This is a genomic window from Flavobacterium niveum (assembly GCF_055231775.1).
Window position 1 is genome coordinate 328,209 of the sequence record NZ_JBUYSX010000006.1, and the last position, 17,329, is coordinate 345,537.

General features: G+C 46.0%; 17 protein-coding genes. 10 read left to right on the forward strand and 7 right to left on the reverse strand.

The window, feature by feature from the left end; all coding sequences use genetic code 11:
• Positions 1 to 4 precede the first annotated feature (4 nt).
• The 5 genes from ACZIX4_RS16180 (at position 5) to ACZIX4_RS16200 (ending at position 4,547) form a co-directional block, all read left to right on the forward strand.
• Positions 5 to 1,549 (forward strand): glycine--tRNA ligase, encoded by a 1,545-nt coding sequence (locus tag ACZIX4_RS16180; protein WP_463336680.1) that lies wholly within the window; start codon positions 5 to 7, stop codon positions 1,547 to 1,549.
• Between the two features lie 109 nt (positions 1,550 to 1,658).
• Positions 1,659 to 2,141, forward strand: a complete 483-nt coding sequence (locus ACZIX4_RS16185; RefSeq protein ID WP_463336681.1) for a hypothetical protein — start codon at positions 1,659 to 1,661, stop codon at positions 2,139 to 2,141.
• 19 nt (positions 2,142 to 2,160) lie between these two features.
• On the forward strand, positions 2,161 to 2,547 hold the full coding sequence (locus tag ACZIX4_RS16190; protein ID WP_463336682.1) for a hypothetical protein: 387 nt from the start codon (positions 2,161 to 2,163) through the stop codon (positions 2,545 to 2,547).
• Between the two features lie 182 nt (positions 2,548 to 2,729).
• The gene (gene proC / locus ACZIX4_RS16195; RefSeq protein WP_463336683.1) at positions 2,730 to 3,506 is read left to right on the forward strand and encodes a pyrroline-5-carboxylate reductase; all 777 of its coding nucleotides are present in this window, start codon (positions 2,730 to 2,732) and stop codon (positions 3,504 to 3,506) included.
• Between the two features lie 258 nt (positions 3,507 to 3,764).
• Entirely contained in the window at positions 3,765 to 4,547 is a 783-nt protein-coding gene (locus tag ACZIX4_RS16200) for a Bax inhibitor-1/YccA family protein (RefSeq protein ID WP_463336684.1), read from the forward strand.
• Between the two features lie 50 nt (positions 4,548 to 4,597).
• Here the strand turns inward: ACZIX4_RS16200 and dusB are convergent, their stop codons facing one another.
• A complete protein-coding gene (dusB, locus tag ACZIX4_RS16205) occupies positions 4,598 to 5,590 on the reverse strand; it encodes a tRNA dihydrouridine synthase DusB (protein WP_463336685.1) in 993 nt (330 codons plus the stop codon).
• Positions 5,591 to 5,909: 319 nt separating this feature from the next.
• Between dusB and ACZIX4_RS16210 the strand changes: the two genes are divergently transcribed.
• The 4 genes from ACZIX4_RS16210 to ACZIX4_RS16225 all read left to right on the forward strand — a co-directional run bounded on the left by ACZIX4_RS16210 (position 5,910) and on the right by ACZIX4_RS16225 (position 10,612).
• Positions 5,910 to 6,191: a hypothetical protein gene (locus ACZIX4_RS16210; protein ID WP_463336686.1), complete on the forward strand. Its 282-nt coding sequence runs from the start codon at positions 5,910 to 5,912 to the stop codon at positions 6,189 to 6,191.
• A gap of 160 nt (positions 6,192 to 6,351) precedes the next feature.
• Entirely contained in the window at positions 6,352 to 8,148 is a 1,797-nt protein-coding gene (lepA, locus tag ACZIX4_RS16215; protein WP_463336687.1) for a translation elongation factor 4, read from the forward strand.
• A 184-nt stretch (positions 8,149 to 8,332) separates the two neighbouring features.
• Positions 8,333 to 9,811, forward strand: coding sequence for a sensor histidine kinase (locus ACZIX4_RS16220; RefSeq protein ID WP_463336688.1), 1,479 nt, complete (start codon positions 8,333 to 8,335; stop codon positions 9,809 to 9,811).
• A gap of 18 nt (positions 9,812 to 9,829) precedes the next feature.
• A complete protein-coding gene (locus ACZIX4_RS16225) occupies positions 9,830 to 10,612 on the forward strand; it encodes an enoyl-CoA hydratase/isomerase family protein (RefSeq protein WP_463336689.1) in 783 nt (260 codons plus the stop codon).
• A gap of 77 nt (positions 10,613 to 10,689) precedes the next feature.
• Here the strand turns inward: ACZIX4_RS16225 and ACZIX4_RS16230 are convergent, their stop codons facing one another.
• From ACZIX4_RS16230 to ACZIX4_RS16255, 6 genes are all read right to left on the reverse strand, one after another.
• A complete protein-coding gene (locus tag ACZIX4_RS16230; RefSeq protein ID WP_463336690.1) occupies positions 10,690 to 11,391 on the reverse strand; it encodes a DsbA family oxidoreductase in 702 nt (233 codons plus the stop codon).
• A 160-nt stretch (positions 11,392 to 11,551) separates the two neighbouring features.
• Entirely contained in the window at positions 11,552 to 12,103 is a 552-nt protein-coding gene (locus tag ACZIX4_RS16235) for a CopD family protein (protein ID WP_463336691.1), read from the reverse strand.
• Positions 12,104 to 12,253: a hypothetical protein gene (locus tag ACZIX4_RS16240; protein ID WP_463336692.1), complete on the reverse strand. Its 150-nt coding sequence runs from the start codon at positions 12,251 to 12,253 to the stop codon at positions 12,104 to 12,106.
• Positions 12,254 to 12,290: 37 nt separating this feature from the next.
• The gene (locus ACZIX4_RS16245) at positions 12,291 to 13,625 is read right to left on the reverse strand and encodes an MATE family efflux transporter (RefSeq protein WP_463336693.1); all 1,335 of its coding nucleotides are present in this window, start codon (positions 13,623 to 13,625) and stop codon (positions 12,291 to 12,293) included.
• The gene (gene hemH / locus ACZIX4_RS16250) at positions 13,625 to 14,662 is read right to left on the reverse strand and encodes a ferrochelatase (RefSeq protein WP_463336694.1); all 1,038 of its coding nucleotides are present in this window, start codon (positions 14,660 to 14,662) and stop codon (positions 13,625 to 13,627) included. The genes ACZIX4_RS16245 and hemH overlap by 1 nt, the downstream gene beginning before the upstream one ends.
• 280 nt (positions 14,663 to 14,942) lie before the next feature.
• Positions 14,943 to 15,815 (reverse strand): helix-turn-helix transcriptional regulator, encoded by an 873-nt coding sequence (locus ACZIX4_RS16255; protein ID WP_463336695.1) that lies wholly within the window; start codon positions 15,813 to 15,815, stop codon positions 14,943 to 14,945.
• A gap of 228 nt (positions 15,816 to 16,043) precedes the next feature.
• On the opposite strand from ACZIX4_RS16255, the gene hemA reads away from it, so the two are divergent.
• The gene (hemA, locus tag ACZIX4_RS16260) at positions 16,044 to 17,306 is read left to right on the forward strand and encodes a glutamyl-tRNA reductase (protein ID WP_463336696.1); all 1,263 of its coding nucleotides are present in this window, start codon (positions 16,044 to 16,046) and stop codon (positions 17,304 to 17,306) included.
• Positions 17,307 to 17,329 lie beyond the last annotated feature (23 nt).

The window sequence follows — 17,329 nt, forward strand, 5'->3', positions numbered from 1 at the left end:
CACCATGGCAAAACAAGACGATTTATTTAAGAACGTAATATCGCACGCTAAGGAGTACGGATTCATATTCCAGTCGAGTGAAATATACGACGGCCTTAGCGCCGTATACGACTACGGCCAGAATGGTGCCGAGCTAAAGAAAAACATCCGCGAGTACTGGTGGAAAAGCATGGTGCAAATGCACGAAAACATTGTGGGGATAGATGCCGCAATTTTTATGCACCCTACCACATGGAAAGCATCGGGACACGTTGATGCCTTTAACGACCCGCTTATAGACAACAAAGACAGTAAAAAACGCTTCAGGGCCGACGTACTTATAGAAGACCACGCCGAGAAAATATACCAGAAAGCGCAAAAAGAAATAGAAAAGGCCCGTGCCAAATATGGCGATGCCTTTAACGAAGAGGAGTTTAAGGCTACTAACGGCCGCGTGAAAGAGTACCTTGCCAAAAACCGCGAGATACTGGAGCGCATGGCACGTTCTCTTGAAACCGAAAACCTGGCCGACGTTAAAGCCCTTATCGAAGAGCTGGAAATAGCCGACCCGGATACCGGTTCTAAAAACTGGACGGACGTACGCCAGTTTAACCTGATGTTTGGTACCAAGCTGGGCGCTGAGGCGGCTAACGCTATGGATTTGTACCTGCGTCCGGAAACGGCACAGGGTATCTTCGTTAACTTCCTTAACGTGCAGAAAACCGGCCGTATGAAAGTGCCGTTTGGTATCGCACAGACCGGTAAGGCGTTCCGTAATGAGATTGTAGCCCGCCAGTTCATCTTCCGTATGAGGGAGTTTGAACAGATGGAGATGCAGTTCTTTGTGCGTCCGGGTGAGGAAATGAAATACTACGAGTTCTGGAAAGAAACCAGGCTGAAGTGGCACCTGTCGCTGGGCCTTGGCGAAAAGAACTACCGTTTCCACGACCACGAAAAGCTGGCGCACTATGCTAACGCTGCTGCCGATATTGAATTTAACTTCCCGTTTGGCTTTAAGGAGCTTGAGGGTATCCATAGCCGTACGGATTTCGACCTCAAGGCGCACGAACAGTACAGCGGTAAAAAGCTACAGTATTTTGACCCTGAGCTGAACGAAAACTACGTGCCATACGTGGTAGAAACTTCTGTGGGGCTGGACCGTATGTTCCTTGCCGTATTTGCCACATCGCTTAAAGAGGAAACCCTTGAAGACGGTTCTGTACGTACCGTACTGAGCCTGCCTGCGGTGCTTGCCCCTACCAAGGCTGCTGTACTTCCGCTGGTTAAGAAAGACGGCCTGCCTGATCTTGCCCGCGAAATCATTGAAGACCTTAAGTGGGACTTCAACGTGGCTTATGATGAGAAGGATGCCGTAGGCCGCCGTTACCGCCGCCAGGATGCGCTGGGTACGCCGTTCTGTATTACGGTAGACCACCAGTCGCTGGAAGACCAAACCGTAACCATTCGCCACCGCGATACCATGGCTCAGGACAGGGTGAAAATCTCTGAACTGCGCGGTATTATAAACGACGAGGTTTCGATAAGGAACTGGTTGCTTAAAATGAAATAAGATTTTTATTTTAGATATATGAAACGCCTCACTTTGTGGGGCGTTTTTTTTGCTTGGAAACAGTATACTTTCTTTATATTTACCTACAAGTATACTTATCTGACAAGTAATGAGTTTAGAAATCAAGACGGTAAAAGACATTTACATATCTCTCGAACTTGAATTAATACGGGCAGATGAAATTCCTGATTTAGTAATTGAACATCTATTTTCTAATCCGGAAAATTATGATGACAGACATTTAATCGAACTTGCTTCTTCTCATAAGCCACAACTCTATGAAATTGAAAAGCTGTTTTTTGAAAAGCTGGGTATTATCAAAATAAATCCATATGAGAAGCTATTAATTATCATCAGTCAGTATGAAAAGGGCAGCATAAGTGCAGCAAAAACATATGACTTAATTTCGCATTTTACTTTCAATTACACCATAACATTAAAAAGCTACGACAATTTTTTAGTAGCCTTTTACAACTACATTATTTTAAAAAGGCCTGTATATGGGGGTGACTGGGATGAAGATTTTTTAGAAATTAAATCTGAATGCAAATCGAAAATTGGCGTTTATAATTACTCTGAATACTTATTTTAAGATTAACAACCACTACCATATGACACCAGAAACCACAGTTGAAATATTGAAACGATTTGAAGTCTCCTGGGATAATACCGAGCAATTTTATAATACGCTTATTTACGAATATAAAGGCTGGGACAGGCTTATGCCTCTTTTACAATTTATCAGGGACAAACGTAATGAACGGCAACAAAAATATTTCAGGCTTAGCACATCGGTACACCATTTAATAATATCTCGCTCGGTTGACCATGGGTTAAGGCCGGATCAAAAAAGTATACGAATCATATCCGAAAATGATAAATTCAGGGTGGTTTTTATTAACGGCGAGGTTCTGCATAGCGATTTCACAGTTGAATCCTTAGAAGATGAAAGGCTGTCAAACCTATTACTGATTTTGAAAAATACACTTATAGATTAAGACTGCCACGCTCCATACCTCCGCTCGCAGTGACGTACCGGATTGCACCGCTTTCTTCACGTTCCTTTGTACAGACGCACTGCGTGCGTCTCACACACATACTCATTCGCGAGACGCACGCAATGCGTCTCTACGGGAAAAATCCCTATCTTTAGGACATTGCAAATAATCAATAGCACATCATGAACATCCACATTATAGGAGGGGGCAACCTGGGTACCGCCATTGCCATAGGGCTGGCGCAATACACTACGGGCAACAGCATTACCGTAACCCGCCGCAACATAAAGCTGATAGACAACCTGAAACAATACGGCATAACCACTTCAGCTGATAACACCGAAGGTATAGCTGCTGCCGACATTGTAATGCTGGCCATAAAACCGTGGCAGGCCGATGCGGTGCTGGATGAAATACTGCCGCATGTATCGGAAAAAATAATAGCCTCGGCGGCAAGCGGTGTAACGCTGGAACAGCTGCATGCCAAAATAGCCGGAACCAATACCGTGGTGCGCATCATGCCAAACATAGCAGCACAATATGGGGCTTCGGCTACGTGTGTTTCGGCTAAGGGGGAAGATGTAGCCAAAGCCCAGCCGGTTGTCGACTTGTTTGATAAGGTGGGTACGGCTGTTATTATCGACGAAAAACTGATGGATGCCGCCACCGTACTCGGCGCCTGCGGAACTGCCTTTGCACTGCGCTATATCCGCGCCAGCATGCAGGCGGGTATAGAGATAGGTTTTGATGCCAAAACAGCACTGGCCATATCGGCACAGACTGCCCTGGGTGCTACCGAAATGCTACTGAAGGAAAGTGCCCACCCGGAACAGCTCATTGATAAAGTAACCACACCGCAGGGCTGTACCATAGCGGGACTTAACGAAATGGAGCACGAAGGCTTCAGTTCGTCGTTGATAAAGGGTATAAAAACCTCGCTAAAACAGATAAAAGGGTGATATTAAGGTTTCATTATGTTAATATGAAGCATTTCATCGGATTTATTTAATATACATCTAATAAATTTTGGCAACCCGAAAAACTAACATATGTTTGTATCAGTAAAATAGCATTAGTAAAATTAAGTTTTACGGTATTTTTGGGGGCAAAAAAGGGAAAACACATCGTTTTCCCTTTTTTTTATGTTTTAAAACCAAGCCGTGAAATATCCCGATTTGTTCAAAACAACTATATTTACATCGTAAATTATTAAACCAATGGAACAGAAATCAGGCAACCCATTTTTAAGAAAATCATTCGAAAAAGCACAGACAAACGTTTATGATGCCCAGGGCAACCCGGTATACATAATAGACCGTAATGAAACCATGACGGTTAAAGGGACCATCAATAAAACATTAATACTGTTTGCATTGTTGTTTGCAGGTGCCATGGTGCCGTTTTACATGATGGCAGCAGGCATTAACCCATTACCTCCGGCCATAGCATGTACTTTAGTTGCTTTGGTGCTGGTGATTATAGCATCATTTTCACCCAAATCTTCTGTTTACCTGGCACCGGCCTATGCTTTATTTAAGGGTGTGTTTGTTACCACAGTATCCATCCTTATAGAGGCATCAAGCCCTAAAATGCAGGGCATTGTTTTGCAGGCGGTAATGGGTACACTGGTTACTTTTGGTGTATGCCTTGCACTCTACCGTTTCAGGGTTATTAAAGTAACAGAGCGTTTTAAATCTATAACTATTGCAGCTACACTGGCCGTAATCAGCTACTACATCATCGCCTGGGTATTCAGCATGTTTAGTGGTGTGCAGCCTTTCCATATGGGTTCTTCGCTGGCCAGTATCGGCTTCAGCCTGTTCCTTATAGTACTGGCATGCATGCACCTGCTTGTTGATTTTGCCATTATAGAAGAAGGTGCCGAACAAGGCCTGCCAAAATATATGGAATGGTATTGCAGCCTGGGCCTTATGATTACTATAATTTGGCTGTACCTGGAAATACTGAAACTCCTGGCCAAATCACGAGGCAGGAACTAAATCATACCTACATAAAACAACAAAGCCCCTTAATAAAGGGGCTTTGTTGTTTATACCGGTTGGCCTTCGCCAAATTTCTGTAGTATTTCTTCAAATGCAGCGTATACATCTTCAGCGGCATCGTTGGTAACCAGCTTCTGGCGGTATTCCTTAAAGTTAGGTATGCCCTTAAAGTAGTTGGTATAGTGCCTGCGGGTTTCGTTTATACCGGCACGTTCGCCTTTCCATTCTATAGACCATTTAAGGTGGTTGCGTGCAGCCTCTACCCTATCGGCAATAGTTGGCTCCGGCAGATGTTCACCCGTTTTAAAGAAATGCTTTATTTCGTTAAAAATCCATGGGTAACCTATGGCGGCACGGCCTATCATAAGCCCGTCTACACCATATTTGTTTTTATATTCCAAAGCCTTTTCGGGGCTGTCTATATCGCCATTGCCAAAAATAGGTATCTGGATGCGCGGGTTGTTCTTCACCCGGGCTATGTGGCTCCAGTCGGCTTCGCCCTTGTACATCTGTGCGCGCGTACGCCCGTGGATGCTCAGCGCTTTTATACCCACATCCTGAAGGCGTTCGGCAACCTCGTCTATATTAATGGAATTTTCGTCCCAACCCAAACGCGTTTTTACTGTTACGGGCAGGCTGGTACTGTTTACCACTGCTTTGGTAAGGCGCACCATCAGGTCAATGTCCTTTAATACACCGGCACCGGCGCCTTTGCACACCACCTTTTTTACGGGGCAGCCAAAGTTAATATCTACAATATCGGGGTTTACAGCTTCCACAATGCGGGCACTCATGGCCATGGCCTCTTCATCGCCACCGAATATCTGTATGCCCACCGGGCGTTCGTAGTCGAATATATCCAGTTTCTGGCGGCTTTTTATAGCATCGCGTATAAGGCCTTCGCTCGAAATGAATTCGCTGAACATAAGGTCGGCGCCATGGGTTTTGCACAACCTGCGGAACGGCGGGTCGCTTACATCCTCCATCGGGGCCAGAAGCAGCGGGAATTCAGGCAGTTCTATGTCTCCAATCTTTACCATCATCTACATTTTGTGCAAAAGTACAAATTAATATGATAACCGCCCCAGCCGTAGTTTTTTATGCCCGATGCGGTTTTGTGCAGAATTTTCACCGGAAAGAATAATTATTTAAATTTTAAATATCAGTTTATCCTTGCTAAATTGCCATTTACCGATGCTTCAAACCGAACAATTGTTGCTTTTAAAGAGGTTAAGCACTTTTTGTCCATGCTAAAATACCATTCGTCGAACGAAAAACGCCGTTTAACGTTAACCCATTATTAAGATTTTGATTACACCGTACCTTTGCTTCAGAAGTTAAAACAAAAGAATACAGCAAATGAAACCTCTAAAAAACATCGTAGTAAAAATAAGTGTTATAGCCTGCATGCTAACTGCCGGAAGCGCTTTTGCCCAAAACGGTAACACCACTGTTGCTGCCGAAGCAAAAACTGCTGTTACATTTAACGCTGTTGCCAAACAAAACATGGGCGAAGCGCTAAACCACTACTTTACTGCCAAAGAGGTTGCTGAAAGCAGGATACAAAAAAGAGTACGTAAAAAGAAAGACCCGATACTGATACCATACTCATTAAATAAAAAGAGCTACAGCACCTGCTAAGCTCCTATACAAACGCCGGCCATGAGGGGCCGGCGTTTGTTTTTTATGCCACTTACAAAATGCGTTTTGAAACCCGCTAACTTTAACTATATTTGCCGATTAAAACGCGTACCTTTATGGGTAAGCTGTGCCCAGGCACCAACTATGATAACTGACGAAGATGAAGCACATTAGGAACTTTTGTATTATTGCCCACATAGACCACGGTAAAAGTACCCTGGCCGACCGACTGCTGGATGCTACACAAACCGTAACAGCCCGTGAACAACAGGCGCAGCTGCTGGACAATATGGACCTGGAGCGTGAGCGTGGTATTACCATAAAGAGCCACGCCATACAGATGGAATACACCTACAAGGGCGAACAATATATACTGAACCTTATAGATACCCCGGGCCACGTAGACTTTAGCTACGAGGTGTCGCGCTCTATAGCGGCGTGCGAAGGCGCACTGCTTATTGTAGATGCCGCACAGAGCATACAGGCGCAAACCATAAGCAACCTGTACCTGGCCCTGGAAAACGACCTGGAGATTATCCCGGTACTGAACAAAATAGACCTGCCAAGCGCCAACCCTGAGGAGGTAAGCGACGATATTGTAGACCTGCTGGGCTGTAAGCTGGAGGATATTATCCCGGCTTCGGGTAAAACAGGCCTTGGTGTAGACAAGATACTTGAAGCCATTATAGAGCGCATCCCTGCGCCTAAGGGCGATCCTGCCGAACCGCTACAGGCACTGATTTTCGACTCGGTGTATAACCCGTTCCGTGGTATTGAGGTTATTTTCCGTGTGATAAACGGTGAAATTAAAAAAGGCCAGAAGATTAAATTCATGGCTACGGGCAACGAGTACTTTGCCGATGAAATTGGTACCCTGAAACTGAACCAGGTTCCGAAACAAGTGGTGAGCGCGGGTGACGTTGGTTACCTTATAAGCGGTATTAAAGAGGCAAAAGAGGTAAAAGTGGGCGATACGCTTACCGATGCCAAAGTGCCTACCCAAAATATGATTGCCGGTTTTGAGAACGTAAAACCGATGGTATTCGCGGGTATTTACCCTGTAGATACTGAGGATTACGAAGAGCTGCGCAACTCTATGGAAAAGCTGCAGCTTAACGATGCTTCGCTTGTATTTGCTGCGGAGAGTTCGGCGGCACTGGGCTTCGGTTTCCGATGCGGGTTCTTAGGAATGCTGCACATGGAAATCATCCAGGAGCGTTTAGAGCGCGAGTTTGACATGACGGTGATTACCACCGTACCTAACGTTAGTTACTTCGCCTACACCAAAAAAGAGCCGGAAAAAGCCCTTATTGTAAACAACCCGAGCGACCTGCCTGAGCCGTCTAAACTGAGCCATGTAGAGGAGCCTTATATTAAAGCGACCATCATTACCAAAGCCGACTTTGTGGGTAACGTAATGAGCCTGTGTATAGAAAAGCGCGGTATTATTACCAACCAAACGTACCTGACTACAGAGCGTGTGGAGCTTAACTTTGACATGCCGCTTGCCGAGATTGTATTCGACTTTTACGACAGGTTAAAGACTGTATCTAAAGGTTACGCCTCGTTTGACTACTCGCCTATAGGTATGCGTACGTCTAAGCTGGTACGCCTTGACGTACTGCTAAACGGCCAGCCGGTAGATGCGCTGTCGGCACTTATCCACGAGGATAATGCCTACAACATCGGTAAAAAGATGTGCGAAAAGCTGAAGGAACTTATCCCGCGCCAGCAGTTTGATATTCCTATCCAGGCCGCGATTGGCGTTAAGGTTATCAGCCGCGAAACGGTTAAGGCACTACGTAAAGACGTTACGGCCAAGTGTTACGGTGGTGACATCTCACGTAAGCGTAAACTCCTTGAAAAACAGAAGAAAGGTAAAAAGCGTATGCGCCAGGTGGGTAACGTAGAGATACCTCAGGAAGCATTTATGGCTGTACTGAAGCTGAACGACTAAAGCCCCCTAACCCCCAAAGGGGGAATCAGGACTTAAAGACGTAAGATAATAGATATTAGATCCCGCCCGAAAGGCGGGATTTTTTGTATAGTATCTTTGCAAAAAAGTTGACTAATACAGTAACCTATTTTAGGGTCCTTTACTGATAAAAGAAAAATTTGGTGTAGCTTTACTACACGCTTAAATGAAAGAAAAATTTAAAATAAAAAAATGGTCGTTACGGGTGCGGATATTCATATCCATGATATTCATTACCCTTATAGCATCATTCCTTATAGCGCTGGTATCCATTTACCAGTTTAACCGGGAGGCCAAAGAATACCACCAGGACCGCCTGGAGCGTAAGGAAAACTCCATAAAGGAGCACATCAGCTACGTACTGGCCAATACCACCTATCCGCTTACTACAGAGAACCTTCCGCTTATTTTTCGTGACCGCATCCACGAATTGGCAAACATACAGGGTACCGAAATCAATATATACGACCTTAACGGGCAGTTGCTTAAATCGAGCAAAGCGGCCTTTTCGGTAGATACCATCAACCAGGATTTGCCTGTAAAAATACTGGACTCTATCCGCACCAATCCCGAAAAACGTTACGTGGAAGCGGGTACTACGCCAAACAATAAAAATTTCCGTTCCTCATACAGCTACATTAAAGATACCAAGTTCAAACCGTTGGGCATCCTTAACCTGCCGTATATGGAAGACGACGGCTATTACGAAAAGGAGATAAACAACTTCATTGCCCGTTTTATACAGGTATATTCGTTTATGCTTATCATTTCGGTGATTATAGCGTATTTCCTCAGCAGTTATATTGCACAAAGCATTAAGGCCGTGAGTAACCGTATAAAGGAAGCCAGCCTGAATGAGGTAAACGAAAAGATACATATGGACAATACCCCGCAGGAAATTACCCTGCTGGTAGATGCCTACAACAGCCTTGTAGACGACCTGGAGGCCAGTGCGGCGCTTTTGGCACAAAAGGAACGTGAGGAAGCCTGGCGCGAAATGGCCAAGCAGGTAGCCCACGAAATAAAGAACCCGCTTACGCCCATGCGCCTTACGGTGCAGAGTTTCCAGAGGAAATTTGACCCGGCGGACCCTAACATACGTGAAAAACTGGGCGAGTTTGTAAATACGCTGATACAGCAGATAGATACGATGACATCGGTGGCATCGGCGTTCAGCAACTTTGCCTCGTTACCGGCACAGCAGAACGAGACGCTGAATGTGGTGGAGATTGTAAAGCTGGCACTGGACATATTCAACGAAAGTTACATCAGCTTCCATGCCGATGAGAACATCATCATCACCCGCATGGACCGCACCCAGCTGATACGCATTATTACCAACCTGGTGAAGAATGCCATACAGGCGTTGGATGAGGACAAGCCCAACCCGCGCGTGGCCATACAGGTGCTTCGTGAAGGTGATAAGGTGAAAATTACCGTAGCCGACAACGGAAAGGGAATAAGCACGGAAGACCACAGCCGCATCTTCGAGCCGAAGTTTACGACCAAATCAAGCGGTATGGGGCTTGGCCTCAGCATCATAAAAAACATAGTGGAAAGTTACCACGGCACCATAACTTTTGACAGTACTCCCACAAAAGGCACTATATTTACAGTAGCATTGCCCATTACTAAAGAACAATAAGAACCAAAATACATAACCATGGCTTTTGAAAACATACTTACCGAAACCGATAACGGCATCGCATTGGTTACCATAAACAGGCCTGCCAAGCTGAATGCCCTGAATAAAGATACCATAGGCGAACTCCACGAGGCGTTTAAAGCCCTGGATGCCGACGAAACCGTAAAGGTGATAATAGTAACCGGCAGCGGTGAAAAGGCTTTTGTGGCCGGTGCCGATATTGCTGAGTTTGCACACTTCGGTGTGGAAGAGGGGGAACGGCTGGCGGCCGAAGGGCAGGCCATGCTGTTTGACTTTGTACAGAACCTGGGTACCCCGGTAATAGCTGCCGTAAACGGCTTTGCACTGGGTGGCGGGTTAGAGCTGGCTATGGCATGCCATTTCCGTACAGCGAGTGATAATGCCAAAATGGGACTTCCTGAAGTATCATTGGGTGTAATACCGGGTTACGGTGGTACGCAACGCCTGCCGCAGCTTATAGGCAAGGGCAGGGCAATGGAAATGATAATGACCGCAGGTATGGTTACTGCCGATGATGCCAAAGCATGGGGGCTAGTAAACCACGTAGTGCCGCAGGCCGAACTGCTGGAATTTACCAAAGGCATTGCCGCTAAAATAATGAAGAACTCACCCGTGGCAATAAGTAAGGCGATTAAAGCTGTAAATGCGGGCTACGAAGCCGGTGTAAACGGCTTTATAAGCGAAATAAGGGCTTTTGGCGAGGCATTCGGCACTGAGGACTTTAAAGAGGGCACAACAGCCTTTGTAGAGAAAAGAAAAGCGAATTTCCCGGGGAAATAATACTGCTCTTTAAGGTTTAAATAATGACGGCAGGAGAAACTCAGAAATGAGATTTCTCCTGCCGTTAGCTTTTATGTTTAATTACACTCCCCGTCTACAGCGCAACTGTCGCCTTCTATAACAGTGAGTTGCGGGTGTGCCTGCTGCCATTCGTCATACGACTGTTGCAGCGTTTGCATAAACACATCTGCCGTTTGCGCACCCGATACCGCATACTTACGGTCGAACACAAAGAACGGTACGCCACGCACGCCTATGTGCTGGGCTTCCTGTATGTCGGCCACCACATCGTTAACGTACGCATCGCTGCCCATAGCCTGCGTAAGTGCAGCCACATCAAGGCCGAGTTCCTGCGCTATGGCTATCAGCGTTTCGGCTGCATCTATGTTTTTACCTTCAGTGAAATAACCTTTGAATAATAGCTCTTCGGCTTCGTTTTGTTTGCCGTATTGCTTGGCAAAGTGCAAAAAGCGGTGTGCATTAAAGCTGTTGGCCGGTATGGCTTTGTCAAAATCATATGTAAGGCCGGCACTTGCAGCCATTTCTGTAACGTAGTTGTTCATGCCCTTGGCTTCCTCAAGCGAAATACCCTTGTGCTCTGCCAAAAACTGGTGGATGTTTTTAGATGGGTCGGTTTTCATGTCCGGCGAAAGCAGGTAGCTTTTCCACTCTATCTCTATATTCTGGCTGTTGCCAAACTGCCCCAGTGCTTCCTCAAAACGGCGCTTGCCAATGTAGCAAAACGGGCACATAATATCACTCCATATCTCAACTTTCATAGTCGTACTGTTTTAGTATGCAAAGGTAGGGTAAATTGGGGTTACGGGCTGCTATACTTGAGGTAAGGGGATTTGTTCTTTTGCTTTGTATTTTCATCGGGAGATGTACTTTCCGTGCTAAGGCCACAAGGTCTTTCCAGGTAATTCAGTATTACAAAAATCAGGAGTTGTTTTTCTCCCTTATTCTTTTATAAAATTTGTACCCCAGCATCAGCAGTATACTAAACGCCATGATGCCCACCACGCCGTATATCCAGTTGATGGCATTTTTTAAAATTACCAAAAAAACCACGGCAAACAAAATCAGTGTGGCACCTTCGTTCCACAAACGCATAAAACCGGTGGTATGTTTTACCTCATCGCGCTGTAATTGTTTAAATATCTGGTGGCATTTCAGGTGGTATAGGTACAGCAGGAATACGAATGTAAGCTTTACATGCATCCACGGCTGGGTAAGCCAGGCATTGCCCGTAGGGGTAAAAAACAGCATCCAGTACGCGAAAATACTGGCCAGCACTGCCGACGGCCACGTAATGATATACCACAGCCTGTAGCTCATCAGCTTATATTGCTTAATAAGGATTTCTTTTTCCGGTGAAGGCTTGCTGTTGGCCTCTATGTGGTATACAAACAGCCGTACAATGTAAAACAACCCGGCAAACCAGGTAATAACAAAGATAAGGTGCAGTGATTTTATGTAGTTGTAGTCCATCTATTTTTGCGTAAGCCTTAGCCATTCTAAATCAATCTTATCCAAATCGTCCTGAGATAATACCCTGTTATTCTGAATATCATCTTCACTCATATTGAGCATGAAGATTTGAGATTCTGAAAGCCGGATAATACTATCTTTAGCCGCCATGGTATATTTGATTTACAATTATTTCGTATTCTTCTGTTTATTTCAACTCTGTTGCCATCTCCTTCTTCAGGAAAATACCCGTTACAATCGTTGACAGCACATCGGCTATAGGGAAGGCAATCCACACCCCGAAAAGCCCCAGGCATTTTGGCAACACAAGTACCAAAGGTATTAAGAAAAACCCTTGCTTGGTTAGCGTAAGCAGCAGTGCCTTGGTCGCTTTCCCCGCCGCCTGGAAATACGCTGCACCCACAAGCTGTACCGCTATAATGGGCGAAGCGGCAAATACCCAGCGCAGTGCACCCGGCGTATCGCGCAGTACAGCTTCATCAGTAGTGAAAGCGCCTACAATGGGTTTGGCCAAAACCAGTATGATTACAAAGATGATAATGGCAAATCCCCCGGCGTATTTTATGGAAGTGAGTATGCTTTCGCGCACGCGGCCGCGGTTTCCTGCCCCATAATTATACCCTGCTATGGGCAAAAATCCCTGCGTAATACCTAATACCGGGAACAGGGCAAACATAAGCATGCGGCTTACAATGCCGTATACGGTAATGGCGTGTTCGCCACCGTGGGTATACAGGGTTTGGTTCAGCACCAGGTTCAGCAGGCTTATAACACCCTGGCGGGCAAAGGTGACAAAACTAAGGCTGAGTATTTCTTTGGTAAGGGGAATGTCCCAACGGAAGCTTTTCATGCCGGGTTTCAGTTCGCTGCGGAAGATAAAGAACCACAGTGTGTACAGGCTGCCCAGTACAAATGAAGTACCGGTAGCTACCGCCGCACCAAACACCCCAAGGTTAAAGAACTTTATCAGGATAACATCCAGTATCAGGTTGGCCGCAGAGGCAATGATCATGCCCCGCATGGCGTGTTTCGATTTGTCTTCGGCACGGATAACGTTGCTCCCCATCATGCTGAATGCCTGGAACGGCACCGCCAGCAGTATCGGGAAAAAGAATTCCTGTGCCGGTTTGAAAATTTTGCCCCTGGCACCAAAAGCCACCAAAATATCATCGCCATAAAAAAGCCCGGCAGCCACAAAAACCACCGATACCAGCAGTGTCATAACCAACTGGTGTCCAAAGGTAGCATTTGCCTTCTCGGTATTGCCCTCACCCAGTGCGCGCGACAGTACCGAGCTGCCCCCTATGCCCACCGCCATACCCATAGACGATATAAAAAACGTAATGGGCATCACCACGCTTAGCGCGGCTATAGCCAGCGGCCCTATCCACTGCCCCACAAAAATGGTATCTATCACCACGTTAAGGCTCATAAACAAGATACCTACAGATGACGGTATGCTTTGCTTTATGAGCAGCGAACGGATGCTTTGTGTGGCCAGGTCACGGCTGGTGGGTTCCATTAGTTTAGTACTTTACCGGTCTGTGCCCAGTTGTTTATCCATTTACCCAGTGCAGCTATCCATTGCGGGTCGTCGTTAAGGCACGGTATGGCTTTAAAGTTTTCGCCACCGTTTTCCTTAAAGTCCTCATCGGCACGCATGCCTATTTCCTCCAGGGTTTCCAGGCAGTCGGCCACAAAGGCAGGCGTTACTACAGCTATATTTTTAATGCCTTTTGCAGGCATGTTGTTTATTTCTACATCGGTATACGGCTCCAGCCACTTATCGCCTGCCAGGCGGCTCTGGAACGTTTGCACATACTTATCTTCAGGTATGCCGAGTTTTTCTACCACCAACCTTGTAGTTTCGTAGCAATGGGTACGGTAACAGAATTCTGCCGCCGGTGTACCGGGTGTACAGCACATTTGGCCCGTAACAAACTTTTTGTGCGAACCGGTAGCATCAGTCTTGCGCACGTGCCTTTCGGGTATGCCGTGGTAACTGAATACCAGCTGGTCGTACTCAAAGCCTTCCAACCCTTTTTTTATGGAGTTTGCCAATGCATCAATGTAATCCTCATTATTGTAAAACGCCGGTACATTGGTTACTTTCATATTCGGGAATTTCTTCGCCCTTATCTCCTCTGCCAGCACCTCTATGGTTTTGGTACTTGCCATGGCATACTGCGGGTACAGCGGAAACAACAGTACATCATCTACCCCTTTAGCAGCAAGTTCCTGCAACCCGCTTTCTATAGACGGCTTGCCATAGCGCATGGCCAGTGCCACGGGTACATCGGTTTGCTGTTTTACCAGTTCATGCACCTGTTTAGAAAGTACGATAAGTGGGGAACCCTCAGGCCACCATATCTTGGCATACGCATGCGCCGATTCCTCAGGCCTTTTGCGCAGTATAATACCGCGTACCAGCAGTGCCCTCAGCAAGTATGGCACGTCTATAACGTACTTATCCATAAGGAACTCATCCAGGTACGGTTTTACATCTTTAGGTGTAGGGCTCTCAGGCGAGCCAAGGTTTACAAGTAATACGCCTTTCATTTGTCTGTTTTATAGTATTTCCGCTTGTACTGCAAATATCGCATAACGGGCGGTATCTGTTTTTTATTTAACTTTTGTTCATTCAACCGTTCCTTTCTTCACGCGCCGTCATTACTTCGTCAGTTCGGGCAAGCCCTCGTGTGAGAGGAACGAACCAATCTTATAATGATACTTCGCAAGGATGAGATTGCCACGCTCCGTTGCACTTCGCTCGCAATGACAGGACGCTGGGTGAACGGGTTCGGATTCCCTCCCCTTTGGGGAGGGTTAGGGTGGGGCTTTACACCTTCTCCGTTATACTCATCAAATACTTCTTAGGTGTGGTGCCAAATTTCTTTTTAAATGCCGAAATAAAATGGCTGGCCGTGCTGTAACCTATCTTCAGGCCCACTTCATTTACGTTATACGAGCCGCTGTCCAGCAACTTACGCGCATAGTCCATCTTATAATCAAACAAAAAGCCGTACACACTGTCGCCATAAATCTGCCTGAAGCCCATTTTCAGCTTCTTCAGGCTGATGCCCACCTGTTCACTCAGTTCTTCCAGCCCGGGTGGTTCGGCCATATTGGCAATAACAATATCCTTTGCACGGCGTATTTTAAGTACGTTGTCTTCGTCTATCAGGAACGGGCATTGCTCGGCATTCGGGTCTTCGGCACGGTTAAAGTACAGGCTCAGCAGTTCGTACACCTTGCCTTTAAAATACAGCTTCTTTATAGAAGGGTGCATGTTAAAGTGGAACATCTGGCTCAGCACTATGGCCATAGACGGGTTTATGGTATCGTCTTTATAATATTTACGGTCGATATTTTCAGGACTGAGGAACGGTATATGGCCGGCCTGCTCAGAGAAAAAACCGTGAAATTTTTTTATGGAAATCAGCACTGATATTACCCAACTGTGTGGCGCCACTTCCAGCTGCATGGGCAGGCTTATCTGCGGGTTGTACAGGAACAGCGAAACCTCCTCACGCAGGTCCAGCGCGTAGCGGCCCTCATTAAAAATAAACTTGCCCCGCCCCTTTATCCCGAAGTGGAATTGTATCAATTCGGTGCCTGCTTCCCTTGTAAAATGTGAGGTTTCGTCGCTGTTGTTTTCAAACTTCAGCACATAAAAACCGTCTTCAATCATTATCTCCTCATGCGAACCCATAGCGATATTTTTTCATCAGCCAAAAACACAAACGAGCTTATTTTTATTTAGAATGTTTCTAAACTGTGTTTTTACAAAGCATTGATATTAGTGCAAAGTTAGAGGATTTCTGCAAAAAATAACGCTGCAGGGCCAAAATATCCCACAGCGATACAAAAAGGACGTAGAGCGTTATTTTTTAAAACAGGCTTGTTATACTTTTGTTAAACTTTTTAGGTAAAAGTGTATATGGACAATAATAACATGCACAGGCATCAGTACTTTTATGCAGTGGGACTGAGTTTCAGGAAAGCTGATGCCGAAGTAAGGGGAAAATTCAGCCTTGATGCCACCGGGCGTGCTGCCGTATTAGAGCAGGCCGCTGCCGAGGGCATAGAGAGCCTTATTGTGGTAAGCACCTGCAACCGCACTGAGATCTACGGATTTGCCCAGCACCCTTTCCAGCTTATAAAACTGCTTTGCGATAACAGTAATGGTTCGGTTGAAGAATTTCAGCGCGCCGCTTTTGTGTTTAAAGGAAACGAAGCCATGGAACACGTATTCCGCGTGGGTACCGGGCTTGACAGCCAGATACTGGGTGACTTTGAAATCATCGGACAGATAAAAGCCAGCTTTAACGAAAGCAAGGAAGCCGGGCTTGCCAATGCCTTTACAGAGCGCCTTGTAAACAGCGTAATACAGGCCAGCAAGCGCATCAAAAACGAAACCGAGCTGAGCAGCGGTGCCACATCGGTATCTTTTGCATCGGTGCAGTACATGATGGCGAATGTAGAGGATATCCAAAACAAGAACATACTGCTTTTCGGCACGGGTAAAATAGGCCGCAACACTTGCGAAAACCTGGTAAAGCATACCAAAAACAACCACATAGTACTGATAAACCGTACTCGCGAAAAGGCGGAAAAAATAGCCGGGAAGTTTAACCTGGAGGTAAAGGACTACGACCTGCTTCCGCTGGAAATAGAAAAAGCCGACGTGCTTGTGGTTGCCACCGGCGCACAAAAACCTACTATAGACAAAGATATACTGGACCTTAAAAAGCCATTGCTGATACTGGACCTTTCGGTACCGATGAACGTACACGAAAACGTGCGCCAGTTGTCGGGTGTTACCGTAGTACACCTGGATGACCTGAGCAAAATTACCGACAGCACGCTGGAAAACCGCAAAAAGCACATCCCTGCTGCTGAGGCCATTATCACCGAAGTAATGGACGAGTTTATCGACTGGACAAACGCCCGTAAGTTTGCCCCGACCATAAACGCACTTAAGGACAAGCTTAACTCCATAAAAGACAGCGAACTGGATTTCCAGCGCAAAAAAATACGTAATTTTGACGAAGAGCAGGCAGAGATTATCAGCCAGCGCATCATCCAGAAAATTACAACGCATTTTGCAAACCACCTTAAAGACCACACTACTTCGGTAGACGAAAGCATAGAGTGGATAGAAAAGGTGTTTAAACTGGAAACCAAAGAGCAAGCTTCTTAAACTGTAAAGAACTTTCAGTCGAG

What these genes read in the sequence shown, in the direction of transcription:
- lepA (WP_463336687.1), top strand. Translation starts at nt 6,352, where the DNA reads ATGAAGCACATTAGGAACTTTTGTATTATTGCCCACATAGACCACGGT.
- hemA (WP_463336696.1), top strand. Translation starts at nt 16,044, where the DNA reads ATGGACAATAATAACATGCACAGGCATCAGTACTTTTATGCAGTGGGA.
- ACZIX4_RS16240 (WP_463336692.1), bottom strand. Translation starts at nt 12,253, where the DNA reads ATGGCGGCTAAAGATAGTATTATCCGGCTTTCAGAATCTCAAATCTTC.
- ACZIX4_RS16220 (WP_463336688.1), top strand. Translation starts at nt 8,333, where the DNA reads ATGAAAGAAAAATTTAAAATAAAAAAATGGTCGTTACGGGTGCGGATA.
- ACZIX4_RS16245 (WP_463336693.1), bottom strand. Translation starts at nt 13,625, where the DNA reads ATGGAACCCACCAGCCGTGACCTGGCCACACAAAGCATCCGTTCGCTG.
- ACZIX4_RS16210 (WP_463336686.1), top strand. Translation starts at nt 5,910, where the DNA reads ATGAAACCTCTAAAAAACATCGTAGTAAAAATAAGTGTTATAGCCTGC.
- ACZIX4_RS16235 (WP_463336691.1), bottom strand. Translation starts at nt 12,103, where the DNA reads ATGGACTACAACTACATAAAATCACTGCACCTTATCTTTGTTATTACC.
- ACZIX4_RS16200 (WP_463336684.1), top strand. Translation starts at nt 3,765, where the DNA reads ATGGAACAGAAATCAGGCAACCCATTTTTAAGAAAATCATTCGAAAAA.
- ACZIX4_RS16225 (WP_463336689.1), top strand. Translation starts at nt 9,830, where the DNA reads ATGGCTTTTGAAAACATACTTACCGAAACCGATAACGGCATCGCATTG.
- ACZIX4_RS16185 (WP_463336681.1), top strand. Translation starts at nt 1,659, where the DNA reads ATGAGTTTAGAAATCAAGACGGTAAAAGACATTTACATATCTCTCGAA.
- dusB (WP_463336685.1), bottom strand. Translation starts at nt 5,590, where the DNA reads ATGGTAAAGATTGGAGACATAGAACTGCCTGAATTCCCGCTGCTTCTG.
- ACZIX4_RS16180 (WP_463336680.1), top strand. Translation starts at nt 5, where the DNA reads ATGGCAAAACAAGACGATTTATTTAAGAACGTAATATCGCACGCTAAG.
- hemH (WP_463336694.1), bottom strand. Translation starts at nt 14,662, where the DNA reads ATGAAAGGCGTATTACTTGTAAACCTTGGCTCGCCTGAGAGCCCTACA.
- ACZIX4_RS16255 (WP_463336695.1), bottom strand. Translation starts at nt 15,815, where the DNA reads ATGGGTTCGCATGAGGAGATAATGATTGAAGACGGTTTTTATGTGCTG.
- ACZIX4_RS16230 (WP_463336690.1), bottom strand. Translation starts at nt 11,391, where the DNA reads ATGAAAGTTGAGATATGGAGTGATATTATGTGCCCGTTTTGCTACATT.
- ACZIX4_RS16190 (WP_463336682.1), top strand. Translation starts at nt 2,161, where the DNA reads ATGACACCAGAAACCACAGTTGAAATATTGAAACGATTTGAAGTCTCC.
- proC (WP_463336683.1), top strand. Translation starts at nt 2,730, where the DNA reads ATGAACATCCACATTATAGGAGGGGGCAACCTGGGTACCGCCATTGCC.